12 protein-coding genes are annotated in these 20,082 nt (G+C 73.1%); 5 read left to right on the plus strand and 7 right to left on the minus strand.

The genetic code is table 11. From position 1 onward, the window contains the following. Positions 1-33: 33 nt before the first annotated feature. A complete protein-coding gene (locus ADK52_RS33370) occupies positions 34-486 on the minus strand; it encodes a hypothetical protein (RefSeq protein WP_053693596.1) in 453 nt (150 codons plus the stop codon). Between the two features lie 521 nt (positions 487-1,007). Between ADK52_RS33370 and ADK52_RS33375 the strand changes: the two genes are divergently transcribed. The 5 genes from ADK52_RS33375 (at position 1,008) to ADK52_RS33395 (ending at position 15,157) form a co-directional block, all read left to right on the plus strand. Next, on the plus strand, positions 1,008-2,045 hold the full coding sequence (locus ADK52_RS33375) for a terpene synthase family protein (protein ID WP_053693597.1): 1,038 nt from the start codon (positions 1,008-1,010) through the stop codon (positions 2,043-2,045). 14 nt (positions 2,046-2,059) lie between these two features. Further along, the gene (locus tag ADK52_RS33380; RefSeq protein WP_053693598.1) at positions 2,060-3,421 is read left to right on the plus strand and encodes a cytochrome P450; all 1,362 of its coding nucleotides are present in this window, start codon (positions 2,060-2,062) and stop codon (positions 3,419-3,421) included. A 190-nt stretch (positions 3,422-3,611) separates the two neighbouring features. Then, positions 3,612-6,512 (plus strand): ATP-binding protein, encoded by a 2,901-nt coding sequence (locus ADK52_RS33385; RefSeq protein ID WP_053693599.1) that lies wholly within the window; start codon positions 3,612-3,614, stop codon positions 6,510-6,512. A gap of 103 nt (positions 6,513-6,615) precedes the next feature. Then, on the plus strand, positions 6,616-10,227 hold the full coding sequence (locus ADK52_RS33390; RefSeq protein ID WP_053693600.1) for a right-handed parallel beta-helix repeat-containing protein: 3,612 nt from the start codon (positions 6,616-6,618) through the stop codon (positions 10,225-10,227). Between the two features lie 31 nt (positions 10,228-10,258). After that, positions 10,259-15,157, plus strand: coding sequence for a CHAT domain-containing tetratricopeptide repeat protein (locus ADK52_RS33395; RefSeq protein ID WP_078988788.1), 4,899 nt, complete (start codon positions 10,259-10,261; stop codon positions 15,155-15,157). A gap of 12 nt (positions 15,158-15,169) precedes the next feature. Here ADK52_RS33395 and ADK52_RS33400 read toward each other — a convergent pair whose 3' ends face one another. From ADK52_RS33400 to ADK52_RS33425, 6 genes are all read right to left on the minus strand, one after another. After that, a complete protein-coding gene (locus tag ADK52_RS33400) occupies positions 15,170-15,349 on the minus strand; it encodes a hypothetical protein (RefSeq protein WP_053693601.1) in 180 nt (59 codons plus the stop codon). After that, a complete protein-coding gene (locus tag ADK52_RS33405; RefSeq protein ID WP_053693602.1) occupies positions 15,333-16,013 on the minus strand; it encodes a DUF6338 family protein in 681 nt (226 codons plus the stop codon). Before ADK52_RS33405 ends, ADK52_RS33400 begins: the two co-directional genes overlap by 17 nt. 119 nt (positions 16,014-16,132) lie before the next feature. Beyond that, positions 16,133-16,948 carry an enoyl-CoA hydratase gene (locus ADK52_RS33410; protein WP_420714975.1) on the minus strand — a complete coding sequence of 272 codons (816 nt, stop codon included), beginning with the start codon at positions 16,946-16,948 and terminating at the stop codon, positions 16,133-16,135. After that, positions 16,945-17,850: a 3-hydroxyisobutyrate dehydrogenase gene (gene mmsB / locus ADK52_RS33415; RefSeq protein ID WP_053693604.1), complete on the minus strand. Its 906-nt coding sequence runs from the start codon at positions 17,848-17,850 to the stop codon at positions 16,945-16,947. Before mmsB ends, ADK52_RS33410 begins: the two co-directional genes overlap by 4 nt. Beyond that, entirely contained in the window at positions 17,847-18,935 is a 1,089-nt protein-coding gene (locus tag ADK52_RS33420) for an enoyl-CoA hydratase/isomerase family protein (RefSeq protein ID WP_420714976.1), read from the minus strand. The genes mmsB and ADK52_RS33420 overlap by 4 nt, the downstream gene beginning before the upstream one ends. Beyond that, positions 18,932-20,080, minus strand: a complete 1,149-nt coding sequence (locus tag ADK52_RS33425) for an acyl-CoA dehydrogenase family protein (protein WP_053693605.1) — start codon at positions 20,078-20,080, stop codon at positions 18,932-18,934. The genes ADK52_RS33420 and ADK52_RS33425 overlap by 4 nt, the downstream gene beginning before the upstream one ends. Positions 20,081-20,082: the final 2 nt, after the last annotated feature.

A 20,082-nucleotide genomic window follows, 5' to 3' on the forward strand; every position in this document is an offset into this window, starting at 1 on the left:
GGCGGGCTTCCGTGCGCGCCACCCCCGTGCGCGTCAGCCCCGTGCGCTCCGGCCGCCCGCATCGTCCGAGGCGCGGGCGATGCCGTCGAGTTCCTTGGCGATCCATGCCCGCTCGGCGGCCTCGCACGGGGACACGGTCCCCGCGAGCGCGGGTTGCTGACGGGGGCGGGTGTTGTCCACGACCGCCCAGCCCTTGCCGCCGTCGGGGGCGGCCAGTTCGACGAGGCGGTGATCGAGGTGGCCCGTGATCATCACGGCCATCAGGGACAGGTACTCGCACTGGAGGTCGGGGACGAGATCGGTCTCCCCCGGCACTTCGAGGACGGCCTCGCGGCCCTCGGCGAGCAGTGCGCAGGTGGTCTGGACGGCCCGGATGAGCACCTCGAACCGCTCGCCGCTCAGGCGTCCCCGCAGGACTTCGAGGTAGGGCCCCAGGACATCGGCCTCCTCGCCGTCGCCCGAGTCCGCCGCATGGTGCTCGATCATGTTCCCCGCCCTTCCCGGACGGCCGCGTCCCCCCGAAGTGTAGGGAGTGGCTCACACGTCCACGGCGCTCTTCGGCCACCGGCGGACGGCATCTCCGCACCACCTTCAACAGGCGCCACCGTCCACTGAGTTGGCGGGCGGCCGTTCCAACGGTCCGAGGAGTGGCCGGAAGACGCCCATGACGGCCGATCGATCCGGATGATCGCACTCCGAATAGCCGGGACTATGCCGCCCGCATATCCTTGGGGGATATTCCTTGCGTAATAGCAGGGAGAATGCAGCATCTCCGCACTTTCTACATTGACAGTGCCCCGCGCCCTGGGGGTTAATTACTTCACGGGTGGCCTGATGTAGTCGTGTGCGGACGGGTTCTGGTCGGTTCCCGACCGGTTCTTTCCGGCAGTTGCGGAGTGTGCGGCCGTGACGACGCCGCGGCGGTGGGGTGCTCCGAAATCGCACGCGTCATGACGATCGTACATTGAGCGGGTATTGGCGAATCCGACTCTTCCGTGGGGGGATCAATGGCCCGGCTCGACCCATTCCCTGTTCCCGATTTCCACCTTCCGTTCGGGAACTCCAAGCATCCACTGGCCGCGCGGGCCAACACCGAGGCCACGTCATGGGCGTTGGGCCACGAGCTCGTCACCGATGCCGCCGAGCAGTTCACGGCGATCGGCTGCGGACACCTCGCGGGCCGCGTCAGCGGCGATGTGCCGTACGAGACCATCGTGCTGCTCGCCGAGTGGATGGCCTGGTCGTTCGTCCTGGACGATCAGCACGACCACCTCATCAGGACGGGTGAACTTGCCGCCTGGCGGCCCGTCACCGATGCCATCAACCAGTATCTGGCCACGGGCAGGACCTCGCAGCCGTCATCGCGCCGCAATCCACTGGTGGGCGGATTCATCGAGCTGTGCGACCGGATCCTGGACGGCATGTCCGCGGGAACGGCGGCCCGATACCGAACACATGTCCCCCAGATGCTGCACTCATTGGACCAGGAAGCGGGCAATCGCGGTGCCCCCAGGCGCCCTTCGGTGCAGGACTACGTGCTCATGCGCCGGCACAGTTCCCAACTGCTGCCGATGATGGACATGGTGGAGGCCGGACTGGGAATCGACCTGCCGCAGCACGTCCACGACCTCCCCGCTTTCCGGGCGGTCATGGAGAGCGCCGTGGACATCATCTCGTGGGGCAACGACGTGTTCTCGCTGCCGAAGGAGCACGCCTGCGGGGACAACAACAACCTGGTCTCCCTCATCGCCTCCTGGGAAGGACGTTCGCTTCCGGAGGCGGTCCGGTCGGTCGAGGCACGCATCCAAGTCCGCATAGAGGACTACGTGGCGGCGGAGCGACGACTGTTTCAAGTCATCGATGCCCAGGGGGAGATGGACGCCCCCTTGCGCGCGGCGGTCACCCGCTGCGTGCGGAGTTACGAAGACTGGATGATCGGCGCTGATCTGTGGCAGCGTTACGAGTGCACACGGTACAGCGACGAACGGTTCGCGGCCGGGCTGGAGTCTGCGTACACCCGCCCGGACCTCGTCTCGGTGGCATGACAGGGAGTCGACCCATGGCCCGTACGGAACAACTCGGCCCTGCGGTCCACGCACCGGCGGCTCCGGGGCGGTTACCGCTCCTGGGCCACGCCATCCCCCTGTGGCGGCAGCCGATCTCCTTCCTCGAATCGCTGCGCGAGCACGGCGACATCGTGCGGCTCGACATCGGCACCTGGCCCGTCCACGTACTGACGAGCCCGGACCACGTCCACGCCGTACTGGTGCAGCAGGCGCAGAAGTTCGGGCGCGGCCGGATCTTCGACCGACTGCGGCCGATGTTCGGCAACGGCATCGTGACGACGGACGGCGAGTTCCACCGCAAGCAGCGCCGGATGATCCAGCCGGCGTTCCACCGGAGCCACATCGCCGAGTACGCCGAGGTGATGAGCCGGGCGGCGGAGGAGATGACGGCGTCGTGGACGGCGGGCCGGGAGATCTCCATGGTCACCGAGGCGCGGCGGTACGCGCTGTCCTCGGTGGCCGAGATGATCTTCTCGGGGGACCTGAGCCGGCCCGCCATCGCCGAGGTGCACCGCTCGCTGCCGATCGTCCTGGAGGGAATGCTGCTGCGGGCGGTCATGCCCAAATCCCTGGACCGGCTGCCCATCCCGCTGAACAGGCGCTTCGACGCGGCGGCCGCCCGCCTGCGCGGGATCATCGACCAGGTGATCGCGCAGTACGGAGCCGAGGGGACCGGGGCGGGGGACCGCCACGACCTCCTGTCCCTGCTGCTGTCGAGCGTCGACCCGGAGACGGGCACGACGATGAGCCCCGAGCAGGTGCGGGACGAGGTCATCGCCATCCTGTTCTCCGGTACGGAGACCTCGGCGACCACCCTGTCCTGGGTGTTCCACGAGGTCGGCCGCCACCCCGAGGTGGAGAAGCGCCTCCACGACGAGGTCGACGCGGTGGTGGGCAACCGCCGCGTCCGCCCGTCCGACATCGCGCAACTGCCGTACGCGAACCACGTGTTCCAGGAGGCCCTGCGCCTCCACTCGCCGCTGCTGTTCACCCGGCGGGCGCTGGTCCCGCTCACACTGGGCGGGGTCTCGATCCCGGCCGGCGCCGAACTGGCCTACAGTCCCTACGCGTTGCACCGCGATCCCGCGCTGTTCCGCGATCCCACGGCGTTCGATCCGGACCGCTGGGAGGAGAACGCGGACGAGCAGCCGCGCGCGCACCGGTACATCCCGTTCAGCGCCGGCCAGCACAAGTGCATCGGGGACACGTTCGCCGTGGCGGAGATCCTGACCGCCGTCGCGACGGTGGCCTCGCGGTGGCGGCTGGTACCCGCTCCGGGAGTGACGGTACGGGAACTCCCGGCGGGGATGCCCCAGCCCAGCGAGCTTCCGATGATCCCCGTTTCACGCCATTGACGGAATATGATCGATTGCGCTCGTTTCAAAGCGAGTTCGTCGATCACCCGTCGTCACGACCCGCGTAAAGCCAGCAGAGGATACAGCGTTGTCCCCTTACGGGTGACGTGATCCCGCAATAATGTGCTTAAGCAGCAACTTCTCGTCCCCAGGGTCGTACACTCGGCCGCACGCGCTGGAGGGGGCAAGAATGTCACATGTCACGGAACCGCGAGGGTGGGCGACCCAGCCGCTGCTCGAACGGGAATCCGAGATTCGCGCGATCCACCGCGCGGTGGACGAGCTGTGCGGCACCGCGGAGGACGGTCCCACCGCACGCCGCGGGGGCGTCCTGACCTTCGCGGGATCGGGCGGCATCGGCAAGACCACCCTGTTGGTCGAGGCCCGTCGGCACGCGGCCGAGCGATCGTGCACCGTACTGTTCGCCCGCGGCGGCGAGCAGGAGAAACAGGTTCCGTTCCACGTGATGCGGCAGCTCATCCAGCCGGCCTTCGCCGCCATGAGCGAGGACGAACGGCGTGACGTCCTCGGCACCTGGTACAGCATCGTCGCCCCGGCACTCGGGCTCACCGCCGCACCGGAAGGTCCGACGGCACCCGACCCGCAGGGCGTGCGCGACGGCCTGGACTGGGTCGTCACCCACCTGACGGTACGCAGCGCCCCCGTCGTCCTGATCCTCGACGACGCGCACTGGGCGGACGCCGAGTCCCTGGCCTGGCTGACCGCGTTCGCGGCGCGGGCCGAGGAACTCGCCATGCTGATCATGGTGGCCTGCCGGCCTGACGAGATCCCCGCCGGCGCCGGCGCGCTGCGCGCCCTCATGGGCCGGCAGGGGACCCGTCCGCACGAGCTCGCTCCCCTCACCACGACCGCGGTGGCCCGCATAGTGCGGGACGCCCTCGGCCAGAGCGCGGACGACGTGTTCTGCCGCGAGTGCTGGGCGATCACCGGCGGAAACCCCTTCGAGGTCGTCGAACTGGCCATGAAGGGCCGCGACCGTGAGCTGAAGCCGCACCAGGGCAGCATCCCCGAGCTGCGCGACCTGGCCTCCGCCGTCAAGGGCAGCGGTCTGATCGACCGTCTCGAACAGCTCGGTCCGTCCATCGTCCGGCTCGCCTGGGCCGCGGCGGTGCTCGGCACGGCCGTCCCGACCGGCATCGTCGGAAGCGTGGCGGCCCTCGGTGACGCCCAGGTCGCCGACGCCATCAACCAGCTGCGGGCCGCGCGCATCCTGACCGTCCTCACGGGCCTGCGCCGCAAGGAGGTCGTCGAGTTCTTCCATCCGCTCGTCGCCACCGCCGTGTACCGGTCGATTCCGCCCGGTGTGCGCGTCGCGATGCACGGCATGGCCGCGCAGGCCCTGGTCGACGACGGGCAGGGAGCCGCGGCCGCCGCCCGTCACCTGCTCGAGATGCACCCCGACGGCGACCCCTGGGTCGTGCAGCAGCTGCGCCAGGCCGCGCGCGACAGCTTCTCCGCGGGAGCGCCCGACGCCGCACGCCGCTATCTGGCCCGTGCTCTGCGCGAACCTCCGGACGCGGAGGACCGGGCCGAGGTGCTGTTCGAGCTCGGCTCCGCGAACCTCCTGCACGATCCCGCGACCACCATCAACCAGCTCAGGGCCGCGCTGGAGGAGCCCAAGGCCGAACAGGGCCTGCGGGAGGCGATCACGTACCGGCTGGCCCAGGCCCTCGCCCACACGGGTCAGCTGGCGGAGGCCTCCGGACTGCTCCAGGAGGAGGCCAAGCAGGCCAGCAGCTCCCGTACCCGGCTGCGGATGCAGGCCGAGCAGTTCAAGTGGAACTCGGTCCGGGTCGACGAGGAGAACTCGCCCGCCCGCTCCCGGCTCCTGGCCCAGTTCGCCAAGCGGATCACCGGCCGCGGTCTGGCCGAGCGGCACATCCTCGGTCTGCGGGCCTGGGACGCCGCCATGCGCGGCGAGCCCGCCACCACGGCGCTGGAGTACGCGGAACAGGCACTGGACGGCGGGATGAGCTGGACCGACCAGGACTTCGGGTTCGAGGTGCCGTCGGTCATCGCGGTCACGCTGATGTACTGCGACCAGCCGGGCCGCGCCGAGGACCTGTTCAACACGGGCATCGTCGAGTTCGAGGCGAAGGGCTGGCGCGGCGCGCACCTGTCGTTCGTGTACACCCTGCTCGGGTACGTCCGCTACCGGCGCGGGCGGCTCGCCGAGGCGGAGGACTTCGTACGCAACGGCCTGCAGATCGCCGACCGTGTCGGCCAGGGGATCCCGGCGCAGTGGTACGCGATCGGAACGCTCATCGAGACACTGCTCGCCCGCGGGAACACCGAGGAGGCCCAGCGGGTCGCCCACACCTACAAGCTGGGCGAGGGCTTCCCGAACGCCGTCGTCTATCCCGACCCGCAGGCCGTGTGGGGCAAACTGCTGCTGGCCCAGGACCGGACCGACGAGGCGCTGCGGCACCTGGCGGCGGCCGGCAAGCGGCTGGATCTGCGCGGCACGCGCAATCCGTCGTGGAGTCCGTGGCAACTGGACCTGGCGCTGGCGCAGCTCTCCCGCGCGCCCGAGCAGGCACGTGCCACGGCGGCCGAAGCGGTGGCCCGGGCGCGGGCGTTCGGTACGTCCAGCGTGATCGGCCACGCCCTGCGCGTGTCGGCGGCGGTCACGGACCCCGCGCAGGCGGCCGTCCTGCTGCAGGAGGCGGTGGGTCACCTCGAACAGTCCCCGGCCGCCTGCGAGCTCGCCCACGCGCTCGTCGATCACGGCACGGCCCTGCACATCCTCGGTGACCCGCACCGGGCGGCGCAGCAGCTCTACCGGGGCATGGAGACCGCCGCGGCCTGCGGCGCCGACGGCCTCGCACGCCGAGCCCGCTCCCAGCTGGTGTCGGCCGGCCTGCGCCCCCGTCGGCTGCACACCTTCGAACAGGACACGTTGACCGTGGCCGAGAGCGCGGCGGCCGAGCACGCCGCGCTGGGCCTCGACAACACGGCGATCGCGGCGAAGATGCACAGCAACCCCCAGGCGGTCTCCGAACTCCTGTCGGCGGTCTTCACCAAGCTGGGCACCGACCGGCTCGGCCTCCGCAGAGCCCTGGGGACCTGACGGCCTGGCCGAAACCGGTCGCTGGGGAAGTCGTCACTGGCGTCGCCCGCACACCCCTGCATTAGCGTGAACGGACATGCGAACGCATGCCGACGGGGGTGTGATGGCGACGCAGTCTGTGGGGAGCGATGTCCGGCGCGGGGGGCCTCCCGAGGCCACCCGCCTGAGTACCTCGAAGGGGACCCGGCCGGCGGTCGTCGCCCTGGGCGCACTGACGGCCGTGGCGCTCGCGCTCTGTGCGTTCGGAGCCGCTCGGAGCGCCGGCACTCCGGTGCAGCGGGCCGTACTGGGGGCCGGCGCGGTCGTGTGGGCCGTGGTGCTCGTGCCGCTGCTCGTGCGGGCGTTGTCGCCGGAGGTCCTCACCGTGGGGCCCGACGGGGTCGAACTGCGGCGCGGGCGGCGCCGGGTGCGGCTCGCGTGGGACGACGTGGAGGCGCTGTTCCTGCTGCCCTCGCGGAAGACCGGCCCGGCCGCCCCAGGGGCTTCCCCCGTCGGCGTCTCCGCCACGGCGGTCGCGGCCGCGGCCTTTCAGGGGCGACTCGTGATCCGGCCGCGTGCGGGCAGTCCGGCAGGGCTCGCGCTGCGCGGTTCGCCGAAGTGGGACCGGCACTGGCAGGCCGTCGCCTTCGACCTCCGGCACGTGGAGGTGGGGAGTTCGGCGCAGGCGCCGTCGCGCATGGAGCAGCTCTTCCTTCCGTACGCGGGCGACCGCTGGCGCGGGTCCGCCGCGCTCCCCTTCGACCGGACCGGTGGAGTGACCGTACCGGGTCGGCTGCTGTCCTGGCCCGCCGTCCTCGTGCTGAGGGTGCGGTGGCTGGTGATCCTCGTCGCCATGCTCGCCGCGGGCGCGGGGTCGGCGGGCCACGGAGTCGGGTTCCCGGCGCGGGCCGCCGCCGCGGCCGCGGGGATCGCCTTCGCCGTGTCGGGTACGGGGTGGCTGGCCCGGCGTCTGTGCCGGAGCTGTCGGCTGCGGCTCGACGGGGAAGGGCTGCGACTCGCCGTGGGCGGCGCCGAACGCCTGTTGAACTGGGGCGAGTTGAGTGAGGTCAGGATCGGAGCTGCCCTGACCCGGCGCGGCGGATCCACGGGATCGGCCACCGCGGTGCTGGCCCGGCCGGCGCCCCACGCCGCACCGCCCGCACCGCTGCCGGGCCGGGTCTTCCCCGTAGGGACCGATCCGCGGCTCGTCGAGATCGTGCCGCTGCACTCCCCCGGCCTCCAGTACTGGCACGGACTCGACGTGTTCCCGGAGCAGTTGGCCTCGGCGCTCGACCGGGTCCGGTCCGACGCGGGCGGTGGCGCCGCGCACGGTGGACCGGTGTCCCCCGCCGCCACGGGAGAGACGCTCACCCTGTACGTCTCGCCCACCGCGCCGGGCGCCCACCGCACCATCGCCTCCGCCCTGAGGGTCGAGGCGGGAGCCCGGCGGGTACGCGTCGTGATCGAACCCGGCACCTACCCGGAGGCCCTCCAGGCGTCGGGCACCGTCGAACTGTCCGCCGCCCAGGGCGGGCACACCGTGGTGATCGACGTGCCGGCCGGGACGGCGGGCGCCGCGGCCGTCGACTGCTCCGGGCACGTCACCCTGACCGGGCTGCGCATCGTCGGTCGTACGGCCGCCGCCGTACGGGCGGCCGGCCGGCTGCGGCTGGCCGGCTGCGCCGTCGAAGGGTGGGCCGAGGACGCCGTACAGGCAGTGAGCGGGGCCGAGTTGACCGTGGAGGACTGCGAGATCCGCATCGGTCGCACCTCGCTCGCCGGGGCCCGCGCCACCGTCCGCCGCAGCCGGTTCCACGAGGCGAAGGCCGACGCGATCGCCCTGACCGAGGGGGCACGCGCCGAACTCCGTGACTGCCGGGTGTCCGATGCCCGGGGCGCGGCCGTGAGCGTCATCGCGTCGTCCGCCGTCATCGAGGACTGTGAGCTGTACGGCGCCGGCAGCCACGCGGTGCTCGCCCGCGAGCACGCGGAGGTCGACTTGGCACGCTGCCAGATCCGCGACATCGCGTCGACGGCCCTTTCGTACGTCGATCAGGCCCGCGGAACCGTCGAGGACACCACCGTCTCCGGTGCCAAGCACGGGATGTACGTGGCCCGCGGCGCCGATCCCACCGTGCGCCGGGTCCGGTTCCGCGACTGCCGCGTCACGGGGATGAGCGTGGGTGAGCAGGGGCGCGGCCGGTTCGTCGGCTGTTCGTGGGAGGAATCCGGGGACACCGGCATCAGCGTGTCGGGCGGCGGCGCTCCCGTCATGGACGACTGCGTGGTCCGGGGCGGGAGGCTCGGGCTGCTCACGGAGAAGGCGCAGGGCCGGTTCACCGGGCTGCGGATCAGCGACCAGAGCACGACCGCGATCCTGATCCGCGAGGAATCGACGGCCGAGCTGAGCGACGTACACCTGGAGAGGTGCGACGACGGACTGGTGCTCCGGGGCGACGCGGTCTCCGTCACCCTCGCCGGGGCGAGCATCGCCGACCTGGCCGCCTCCGGAATCTGCCTGGAGGGCAAGGCGCAGCTGCGGGCGGAGCGGTGCACCATCGAACGGGCCGCCCTGTTCGGTTTCAACTGCCGGGACAACACCAGTCTTTCGGCGCAGGACTGTGTCGTGACCGGCGCCGGGGAGGCCGGTGTCCTGGTGGTGTCGAACGCCACCGTGGACGCCGAGCGGCTCACGGTCATCGATTCGGCCAAATGCGCCGTCATCGCGAACGGCAACAGCCGGGTGACCGTCACCCATGCCGTACTGAGCGGGGGCGAGCAGGACGGCATCCGGCTCGCGGAGTCGGTCATCGGCCGGTTCGAGGACTGCGAGGTGACCGGTTTCCGCGGCGCGGCCGTCTCCGGGAACGACCGCGTCCCCCTCGTCGACGTCCGCACGGGCGCCACCGACGCGGACATCGAACGGCCCGAAGCGGGCCCGCTCGCCGCGCTCCACGCCATGATCGGCCTCGAAGCGGCCAAACAGCAGGTCAGCGTCCAGGTGGACCTGATCCGCCTGGCCAAGTGGCGCAAGGAGGCCGGTCTGCCCGCGCCGCCCCTCGCCCACCACCTCGTCTTCTCCGGTCCGCCCGGCACGGGCAAGACGACCGTGGCCCGCCTGTACGGACAACTGCTGGCCGCGCTCGGCGCGTTGAAGAAGGGACATCTCGTCGAGGTGGCCCGCGGCGATCTGGTCGGCGAATACCTCGGGCAGACCACGCAGAAGACGAATCGCGTCTTCGAACGGGCCCGGGGAGGCGTCCTGTTCATCGACGAGGCGTACAGCCTGTCGAGGCGCTTCGGTGCCGGGTCGGACTTCGGCCAGGAGGCCATCGACGTACTCACCAAACTCATGGAGGACCAGCGCGAGGAGATCGTGGTGATCGCAGCCGGCTACACCGAGGAGATGCGGACGTTCCTGAACTCCAACCCGGGTCTGCGCTCGCGGTTCTCGCGGACCATCGAGTTCGTCGCATACGAGCCCGAAGAGCTGACCCGGATGGTCGCGATGCAGGCCCGCTCCCTGGCGTACGAACTCGCCCCCGGCACCGACGGAGTGCTCACGGAACGCTTCGAGCGGCGAGCGCGGCGCGGCGACCCGGCCAACGGACGCGACGCGCGGACCTTGTTCGAGGGCATGGTCGAACGGCAGGCGGGGCGCCTGGCCGCGCACGAGCGGCCGACGCGCGAGGAGCTCGTCCTGCTGCTCGCGGACGACATTCCGGTCGAGCGGTAGCACCCGGAGCCGAGGCGAAAGGCGCACAGGCATGACGGTGGAGGACTTGGCGAACGGGATCCTCGCCCACATCCCTCAGGAGTCCCACGACCCGGAGGCAATGAGCTGGTTCCTGTCCGACGAGGCCGCGGAAGCCGCCGAGGAGTTGCGCCGGGCCGCCGTGCTGCCGGACGGCAGTGTCCTGCTGATCGCGGTCCACGCCTTCGCGTGGCACAGCTTCTGCCGCTACCTCGCCGGCGGGGAGACGGATCCTGCGGCTCTGGGCCGCGCCGTGCTCTGCTTCCACGACGTGTACCGGGCCGATCCCGAGAGCGTCCCGGACCCGCTGAGGCAGGTCCTCGCGGTCCTCGTGGGCGAGCCCGCGGGGGCGGACACCGATCCGGGCGACATGTACCTGACCGGCGCCGCGGTGATCACCCTCTACCAGCAGGAGCGCAATCCCGTCCAGCTCCAGGTGGGCGGCATCCTGCTGCGCCACGCGGTCGACGCCTTCCCCGCGGGCGGCATCGAACAGGGCACCGCTCTGTCCGATTTCGGTCTCGTGCTCCTGTACGCGTTCCGGGAAGGCGCGGGCCGGGAGCTGCTGGCCGATGCTGTGCGGCACAGCCGCGCCGCGGTGGCCGCCGCGCCCGGCGACCGGGCCGAACAGGCACGCCGGCACGGCAACCTGGGGTTCGTCCTCAGGGCCTGGGCGGAGGCGACGGACGCGCCGGCGGCCGCGCGGGAGAGCGTGGCCGAGCTGCGGCTGGCGACCCGCACCAGCGCGCCGGAGGACCCGCACCACGTATGGCACCTCGCCGCGCTGGGCGCCGCCCTCGCCGCGGCGGCGGTCGCGCTCGTCGAGCCCGCGCTGCTGTCCGAGGGTGTCGGGCTCCTGCGGCGCGCGGTGGCGGCCGCGGCCGGATCCGGACAGCCGGCGGCCGCGTACCTCTCCGACCTGGGAACGGCACTGGTCTCCCTCTCGCTCGCGCCACCGGGGCCGGCGGACCGGCCCCGGCCGCCGGCCGAGCGCACCGCCCTCTTCGAGGAGGGGGTCGACGCCCTGCGCCAGGCGTCCGCCGCGGCCCTGAACCCCATCGAACGGGCCGTGTACCTCGGCAGCCTCGCCCTCGTGCTCAACGGCCGCAACGTGAACACGGGGGATCCCGAGGCCCTCGACAGCGCGCACACCGCCGCGCGCGAGGCCCTGGCGGCCGCCCCTCCCGGACATCCCGCGCACACCCAGGCCCAGTACGTGCTGAGCCAGGTCCTGCGCTCGCGCTACGTCGAGCGGGGCCGCCTCGAGGACCTGGAGTCCGCGGTCGACTGCGCCCGGCACGCGCTGGAGGCGACCGCCCCCGACTCCCCACTGCACGTCACCCGCACCGTGGACCTCGCCGACCTGCTGCGTTTGCACGCCCATGCCGTAGGCGCCCCCGAGGCGCTCGCGGAACCGCTCGCCATGCTGCGCGCCCTGGCCGCCGCCACGCCGCCCGGCGCGCCGCAGCGGGCCGAGGTGCTGCTGAAGCTGGCCCGGGCGCTCGCGGCGGTGGGGCACGGCACGGATGCGGCCGCGGAGGCCGCCACCGACGAGGCGGTACGGGTGTTCCGGGAGTGCCTCACCCTGCCGGACGAGAGCACCGGCTACCGGGCCGCGGTGCGGTTCGCCCTCGGTGACGTGATGGCCCGGCGCGGGCAGTGGACGGAGGGCACCTCCTTGATGCGGCAGGCGGTCGACCTGCTCGACGCCGGCGATCCGCGCCGCTCGGAGTACCTGTCCGACTTCGCCGGCGTGCACATGGACCGCGCCCGCGCGCAGAACGATCCGGCCGAGTACTCCGAGGCGGTGCGCCTCCTGCGCCAGGCGGTCGCCTCGGCCCCGGAGGGTGACGCGAGCCAGGAGGCGGTGAGCCGCTCCAACCTCGGCGTCGCCCTCGTGAGGCTCGCCTCCCTGACCGTCGACGAGGAACTGCTGGCCGAAGGGGTGCAAGCACACCGGGACGCCGTCGCCGTGAGCCCGCCGGACGACCACTTCCGGCCGCACCGGCTCGGCAACCTGGGGGACGCCCTGCAACAGCTCGCACAGTTCCGCTCCGACGCCGCCCTCATCGTGGAGGCCGTGGAGGTGCTGCGGGAGGCGGCCCGGGCCGGGGCGCCCACCGTGCCCAGCAGCGCCGCGAGCTACAGCCGCCTCGGCAACGCGCTGCGCTCGCTCACCCGCTTCACCGGGGACGGCGCTCCCCTCGAAGAGGCCGTCGTATGGCACCGCAAAGCCGTCGCCGCGTTGTCCGGAGCGGACGGGAACGGGAGCGGAAGGGGCGCGTACGGCACGGGCGACGGGGCCCTCAGCCTCCCGAACGCCTTGCTGGGGCTGGCGAACGTCCTCGGTGAACGCTTCCGCCTCACGCAGGACCAGGCGGTCCGCGAGGAGGCCCTGGAGTCCTACCGGGCAGCCCTGGCGGCGGCGCCGCGGGTCTCCGGCGATCGCCATGCCGTGCTCAGCAGTTACGGCCACGTGCTCTGGGACTCCGCCGTCGACGCCGGCGACGAGGCTCTCATGGACGCCGCGATCGGCACCCTGCGCGAGTCCGTCGCCGCCGCGCCCGCACGCCACGCGCAGCTCGGCATGGTGCTCACGAACCTGGGTTCCGCGCTGATGCAGCGGGCCAGGATCACCGGGGACCGCGTCTGGCTCGCCGAGGCCGTGACCGTACTGCGCCGCGCGGTGGACGAGAGCCCGCCGCGCGTCTTCGAGCGCGCCGGGCTGCTCTCCAACCTCGCCGAGGCGCTGCGCGCCTGGTACGGGGTCACGGAGGACCGGGCCGCGGCCCAGGAGGCGGTCGCGCTGCTGCGGGAGGCGAGCACGCTGGAGCACGGTGAACGGCACGGCCCGGACCTGGCCCGCGTCAACCTCGGCATCGTCATGCACGACCTCGCCCTGGAGCCGGGACCGGACGGGGAACGGGACCCGGGCGCCCTCGCCGCGTCGTGGGAGGCCCTGGAGGAGGCCGTCGCCCGCCTCGGCGATCGCGACCCGCTGCGGCCCCTCGCCCTGGCGAATCTGGCCGGCGCCGCCGTGGAGTTCGCGGAGCAGGCCGACGAGGACTCCGGACCGGCCGTCCGCGCGGCGCTGGAACGCGCGGTGTCCGCCGCCCGAGAGGTGCTCGACCTCACGCCCGAGGGCCATCGCGACCAGGCCCGTACCCAGTGGGTCCTGGCCCGGGCACAGTGGCGGCGCGCCCGGCTCGGCGAGAGCGTCGATCTGGCCGAGGCGTCCCGGCTGGCCCGGCAGTCCGCACGGAACGAGGCCGCATCGCTTCCCGTGCGGGTGCTCGCCGCCCGGGCCTGGGGCGATGCGGCGGCCGGCGCGGGCCGGGACGCCGAGGCCCGTGCCGGATACGCGTACGCCGTCGACCTGCTGCCCCGGCTCACGCCGCGCACCCTCGGGCGCGCCGACCAGGCGGCCCGGCTCGGCGCCGGTCTGGGCCTGGCCTGCGACGCCGCGGCCATGGCGCTGCGCGTGGGCGATCCGGAGTCGGCCCTCACCCTCCTCGAGCAGGGGCGCGGGGTGCTGCTCGCCCAGGGTGTGGAGATGCGCGGTGACCTCTCCCGGCTGCGCGCGGCGTCTGCGGAGCTGGCCGCCGAGTTCGAGCGGATCCGGGACGCGCTGAGCGCCGATCCGGCGCCCGCTGCGGTCATCCGCACCGACCTCGCGTCCCCGGCCGCACCGGTCACCGGGCAGGAGGCCGGTCTCCTCGCCGAGTCACGGTACGCCCTGGCGCGGAGCTGGGACGAGCTGCTGGTCCGGATCCGGGAACTGCCGGGGATGGACGACTTCCTGCGACCGCCGCGGGTCTCGGACCTGATCGCCGCGGCGTCCGCCGGACCGGTCGTCGTGGTGAACGTCAGCCAGTACCGCTCCGACGCCCTCGTCGTCACCGCCGGCGGCGGCGTCGAGGTGGTCCCGCTCCCGGCCGTCACCCCGGACGCCGTCCTGGCCCACGCCGCCGCCTTCGCCGCGGGGGTCGACGCGGCGTACGGAGACCTGGGCACCGAGGAGGCCGTGAGCGCCATGCGGATGCTCTCCGACACCCTGGAGTGGCTGTGGGACTCCGTCGCCGCGCCGGTCCTCGACCGGCTCGGGCTGCGTACGGTCCCGATCGACGGCGAACCGTGGACGCGGCTGTGGTGGTGTCCCACGGGCTGGCTGTCGTTCCTGCCGCTGCACGCCGCGGGGCGCCGGGAGGCCCGCTCCGCCGAGAACGTGATGGACCGTGTCATCTCCTCGTACACGCCGACCCTGCGCGCGCTCGTCCGTGCCCGTCAGGCCTCCGGCACGGCTCCCGGGCCGCGGTCCGCCCCCGCACCGCTGGTGGTCGCGCTCGCCGAGACGCCCGGCGCCGCGCCCCTGCCCGGGGCCTCGCGGGAGGCGCGGCTGCTGCGGGAGCTGTTCCCGGCGGGGGTCGAGCTCGCGGGGGCCGAGGCGACCGTCGACGCGGTCCGGCGGGCGCTGCCCGACCACCCGTGGGTGCACTTCAGCTGTCACGGCGTCAGCGACCCGATGTCCCCCTTCGAGAGCGGTCTGATCCTCCACGACGGGCGGCTCACCGCGGCCGACGTCGCGGCGCGGCACCCGAGCACGGCGGTCCTCGCGGTCCTGTCGGCGTGTTCCACGTCCCAGGGCGGGTTCCTGCTGCCCGACGAGGCGGTGCACCTGTCGGCGTCGTTCCAACTGGCCGGATATCCCCATGTGGTGGGGACGCTCTGGCCGGTCTCCGACAAGCTGGCGACCCGGCTGGCGGAGGAGTTCTACACGGCGCTCGCCGACGACATCGCCCACGGCCGCCCCATCGACCCGGCGGCGGCCCTGCACCGGCCGGTCCGGGCCCTGCGCGGGCGCCTCGCCCGCGCCCCGCACCTGTGGGCCGCGCACATCCACGCGGGTGCCTGACCCGCCGCCGTGTCAGCCGGCGGGCGGCTCGGCGGGCGGGGCCGGCTCGGCCTGCGCGGTGCCCGATCCCGACTGGGGCAGGTCCTCCGGTTCGGCCGTGTCTCCGGTCGGCCGGTAGACCCGGCGATCGGAGAACTCCTCCAGCAGGGCTTCCAGTTCCTCGTCGGACGCCCCGTCACGATGCGGTGTCATGTACGGCTTCCCCTTCGTCGGTGGGTGTCTGCGGCTGGTGCGGTCCGGGCGGCAGCAGGACCTCCAGTACGTCGATGTCGGCGGCCCGGAGGTAGACCCCGCCGGTGTCGGGCACCCGGCCGAGGAACCGGCCGTCGGGTGCCATCCGGTACTGGGACTGCAGGTAGAGGTCCCCCTGCTGGGGGAAGGCGGACACGGCCGACTGCGGGCCCAGCCAACCGCCCACCCACAGCCCGCTCTTGAGGCGGGCCCGGACGAAGCACGACCCGCGGTCGCGGAACAGCGCGTCCCAGGCCGTCGGCGTCGGCTCGTACCGGGCCCTCCTGCGCCGCCTCCCCCACGCGGCCTCCGCCCAGGCGATGCCCGAGGGCACCACGACCACCAGGAGCAGCGCGGCGAGCCCCGCCTGCCGGGGGCGCCGCATCACCCCGGCGAGCGGCCCGGCTCCGTCACCGGCGAGCAGGGCGACCAGCCAGGGCCCGGCGGCGACCGCGTACACGGTGTCGAGCAGGGCCCCGGCCGCGATCGCGCGCACGATGCGGTTCTGCGGTTCCTGTTCCGCCGCGACGGCGCCGCGCAGGTGCTCCCGGACCGCCTGGTAGAAGACCCCGGGCAGCACCAGGATCAGCAGAATGGTGAGCTGCTGCACCGTCCCCGGAACCATGGCTCCCGCTCCTCCCCGCCCGGCCCGCGCGGGCGTGCCGACTCCGTGATCACACGGTACGCCGGCGAACCGCGCGGGGGATCGGGATCCGGCCGGGCGAGGGAGGGATCACAGTCCGCTCAGCGGTGGGTGAAGTCCGCGGCGCGCTTGTCCACGAAGGCGCTCATGCCCTCCTTCTGGTCGGCCGTGGCGAACACCGCGTGGAACAGGCGGCGTTCGAAGCGGACGCCCTCGGCGAGGGTGGTCTCGAAGGCCCGGTTCACGGCCTCCTTGGCCATCATGGCGACGGGGGCGGACATGGCGGCCACCGTTTCGGCGACCGTGAGGGCCTCGGCGAGCAGCTCGTCCGCCGGGACGATGCGGGAGACCAGGCCGGCCCGTTCCGCCTCGGCGGCGTCCATGGTCCGTCCGGTCAGGCAGAGTTCCATCGCCTTGGCCTTCCCGACGGCCCGGGTCAGCCGCTGGGAGCCGCCGATGCCCGGGATGACGCCGAGCTTGATCTCGGGCTGCCCGAAGACGGCGGTGTCGGCGGCCAGCAGGATGTCGCAGAGCATGGCCAGCTCGCAGCCGCCGCCGAGGGCGTAGCCGGAGACGGCCGCCACGGTGGGGGTGCGCAGGTTCCCCAGGCGGTCCCAGGCCGTGAACCAGTCGCTGAGGTACATGTCCATGTACCCCTGCGGCTGCATCTCCTTGATGTCCGCGCCCGCCGCGAAGGCCTTGGCGGAGCCGGTGAGGACGATGCAGCCGATCTCCGGGTCCCGGTCCAGCGCCTCGGTGGCGGCCACGACCTCGTCCATGACCTGGAGGTTGAGGGCGTTGAGGGCCTTCGGGCGGTTGAGGGTGAGGACCGCCGTGCGGCCCTTGCGCTCGACGAGGATCGTCTCGTACGGGGTGCCGGTGTCGGTTTCGGCGGCGGTGTCGGTCATGGGGTTCATCCGTTCTGTGCTGCGGCGGCGCCGCGCAGGGCGTTGACGATGCCGGAGAAGTCCTGGTCGGTTCCGGCGCCTTCGGCGAAGGCGGCGTACATCTCGGCGGCGCGCAGACCGAGTCCGGCGTCGATGCCGCCCGCGCGCAGGGCGTTGGCCGCCAGTGCGAGGTCCTTGGCCATGAGGGGGGCGGCGAATCCGGGGCGGTACTCGCGGTTGGCGGGGCTGGCCGGGACCGGTCCGGGGACGGGGCAGTTGGTGGTGAGCGCCCAGCACTGGCCGGACGCGGTGGAGGCGACGTCGTACAGTGCCTGGTGGGAGAGGCCGAGGCTCTCGCCGAGGACGAAGGCCTCGCTGACGGCGATCATGGAGATGCCGAGGATCATGTTGTTGCAGATCTTCGCGGCCTGCCCGGCGCCCGCGCCTCCGCAGTGCACGGTCTTCTTCCCCATCGCGGACAGCAGGGGTTCGGCCCGGGCGAACTCCGCCGCTCCCCCGCCGGCCATGAAGGTGAGCGTGGCGGCCTCGGCGCCCATGACCCCACCCGACACGGGTGCGTCGAGGGCCCGGTGTCCGGCCGCGGTGGCCGCCTCGTGGGCGGCGCGGGCGTCGGCGACGTCGATGGTGGAGCAGTCGACGAACAGGGTGCCGGGCTTCGCGGCGGCGAGCAGCCCCTCGTCCCGGTAGAGGGCGAGGACATGGCGGCCCGCGGGCAGCATGGTGATCACCACGTCCGCCTCGGCGGCGGCCGCGGGGGCGGATTCCGCGGGCTCCACGCCCGCCGCCCGGGCCCGGGCCACGGAGGCGGGGGCGAGGTCGTATCCGAGCACCCGGTGTCCGGCGGCGGCCAGGTTGGCGGCCATCGGGCCGCCCATGTGGCCGAGGCCGATGAAGGCGATGACGGTGGTCACCAGGGCACCTCCTGAAGGGAGTCGGCGGGGGCGAGCCGCAGTTCGCGGTCCGCTTCGAGCGGGGCGAAGTACCGGGCCACGTCCTCCTCGGCCACCTCGGCGAGGGTGCCGGGAGACCAGCGCGGGCTGCGGTCCTTGTCGATGACCTGCGCGCGGATGCCCTCGACGAGGTCGGCTGAGCCGAGCGCCGCGCACGAGACGCGGTACTCCTGCTCCAGCACCCGTTCCAGCGGCCCGAGCCGGCGGGCACGGCGCAGCGCGGCCAGGGTGACCTTCAGCGCGGTCGGGGACTTGGCCGCCAGGGTGGCGGCCGCCTCTCCGGCCGCGGGTTCGCCGCTGGCGAGGAGGCGGTCCAGGATCTCCTCGACCGTGTCGGCCGCGTAGCAGTGGTCGATCCACTCCTGCCGGGCGGCCAGTTGACCGGGCGGCGCCTCGGCGACGTACGGGGCCAGGGCCTCGTGTACGGGCGCCCCGGCGAGGTCCGTCACCAGCCGGTCCAGCCGTTCGGCCGGTACGAAGTGGTCGGCCAGACCGCAGAGCAGGGCGTCGGCGGCGCCGACGGGTGCGCCCGTCAGGGCGAGGTGGGTGCCCAGCTCCCCGGGGGCCAGCGCGAGGAGGTAGGTGCCGCCGACGTCGGGGATGAAGCCGATGCCCGTCTCGGGCATCGCGACGCGGGAGCGTTCGGTGACGATCCGTACCGTGCCGTGGGCCGAGATCCCGACCCCGCCGCCCATCACGATGCCGTCCATGAGGGCGACGTACGGCTTGGGGTAGCGGGCGATGCGGGCGTTGAGCCGGTACTCGTCGCGCCAGAAGTCCGCCGAGGCCGTGCCGCCCGCGCGGGCGTCCGCGTGGATGGAGCGGATGTCCCCGCCCGCGCAGAGGCCGCGCTCTCCGGCTCCGGAGATCACGACCGTGTGCACGGCGTCGTCGTTCTCCCAGGCGGTCAGCGCCTGTTCGATGCGGAGCACCATGGTGTGGCTGAGGGCGTTGAGGGCGCCCGGCCGGTTCAGGGTCAGGTGGCCGGCGTGGCCTTCGACACGGACCAGGACGTGCCGGTCCTCTTCCACCGCGGCCGCCCTCACAGGTTCTCCGTCAGGGCGCGGGCGACGATGACACGCATGATCTCGTTGGTTCCTTCCAGGATCTGGTGCACCCGGAGATCGCGGACGATCTTCTCGATGCCGTACTCGCTCACATAGCCGTATCCGCCGTGGAGTTGCAGGGCCCGGTCCGCCACGGTGAAGCCCGTGTCGGTCGCGAAGCGCTTGGCCATGGCGCAGAGCTGGGGCGCCTGCGGGTCTCCGCGGTCCAGCGCCTCGGCGGCCGTACGGACCAGGGCGCGGGCGGCGGTCAGTTCGGTGGCCATGTCGGCCAGCCGGAACTGCAGCGCCTGCGCGTCGAGCAGCCGCGCGCCGAACGCCTCCCGGTCGGCGAGGTGGGTGAGGCTGCGGTCGAGGGCGCTCTGCGCGCCGCCGAGGGAGCAGGCGGCGATGCCGAGGCGGCCGCCGTTGAGGCCGTTCATGGCGATGCGGAAGCCGTCCCCTTCGGCGCCGAGCCGCCGGCCGGCGGGGATCCTCACCCCGTCGAGGACGACCTGCCGCGTGGGCTGGGCGTTCCAGCCCATCTTGCGTTCGTTGGGGCCGAACGAGAGCCCGCGGTCGCCGCGTTCGACGACGAAGGCGGAGATGCCGGCCGGGCCGTCCCCACCGGTGCGGGCCATGACGACGTACACGTCGGAGGCGCCGGCGCCGGAGATGAACTGCTTGACGCCGGTCAGTACGTAGTGGCCGTCGCCGTCCCGCTGGGCGCGGGTGCGCAGGGCGGCCGCGTCCGAACCCGCCCCGGGCTCGGTCAGGCAGTAGCTGCCCAGGGTTTCGGCCGCGCAGAGGCCGGGCAGCCAGCGGGCGCGCTGGTCCTGGTCCCCGTACCGGTCGATCATCCAGGCGACCATGTTGTGGATGGAGAGGTAGCCCGCGATGGAGGGACAGCCGGTGGCCAGCACCTCCAGGACGAGGACGCCGTCGGTGCGGCTGAGGCCGGAGCCGCCGGACTCCTCGCGTACGTAGAGCCCGGCGAGGCCGAGGCCGGCCGCGCGGCGCAGTACGTCGACGGGGAAGTGCTTGTCCTGGTCCCAGGTGAGGGAGTGCGGGGCGAGCTGCTCCTGGGCGAAGTCGAGGGTGACCTCGGCCAGGGCGAGCTGGTCCTTGGTGAGCAGGGTCGTGGTCACGG

Source organism: Streptomyces sp. WM6372, from assembly GCF_001279655.1.
Lineage (GTDB): Bacteria > Actinomycetota > Actinomycetes > Streptomycetales > Streptomycetaceae > Streptomyces.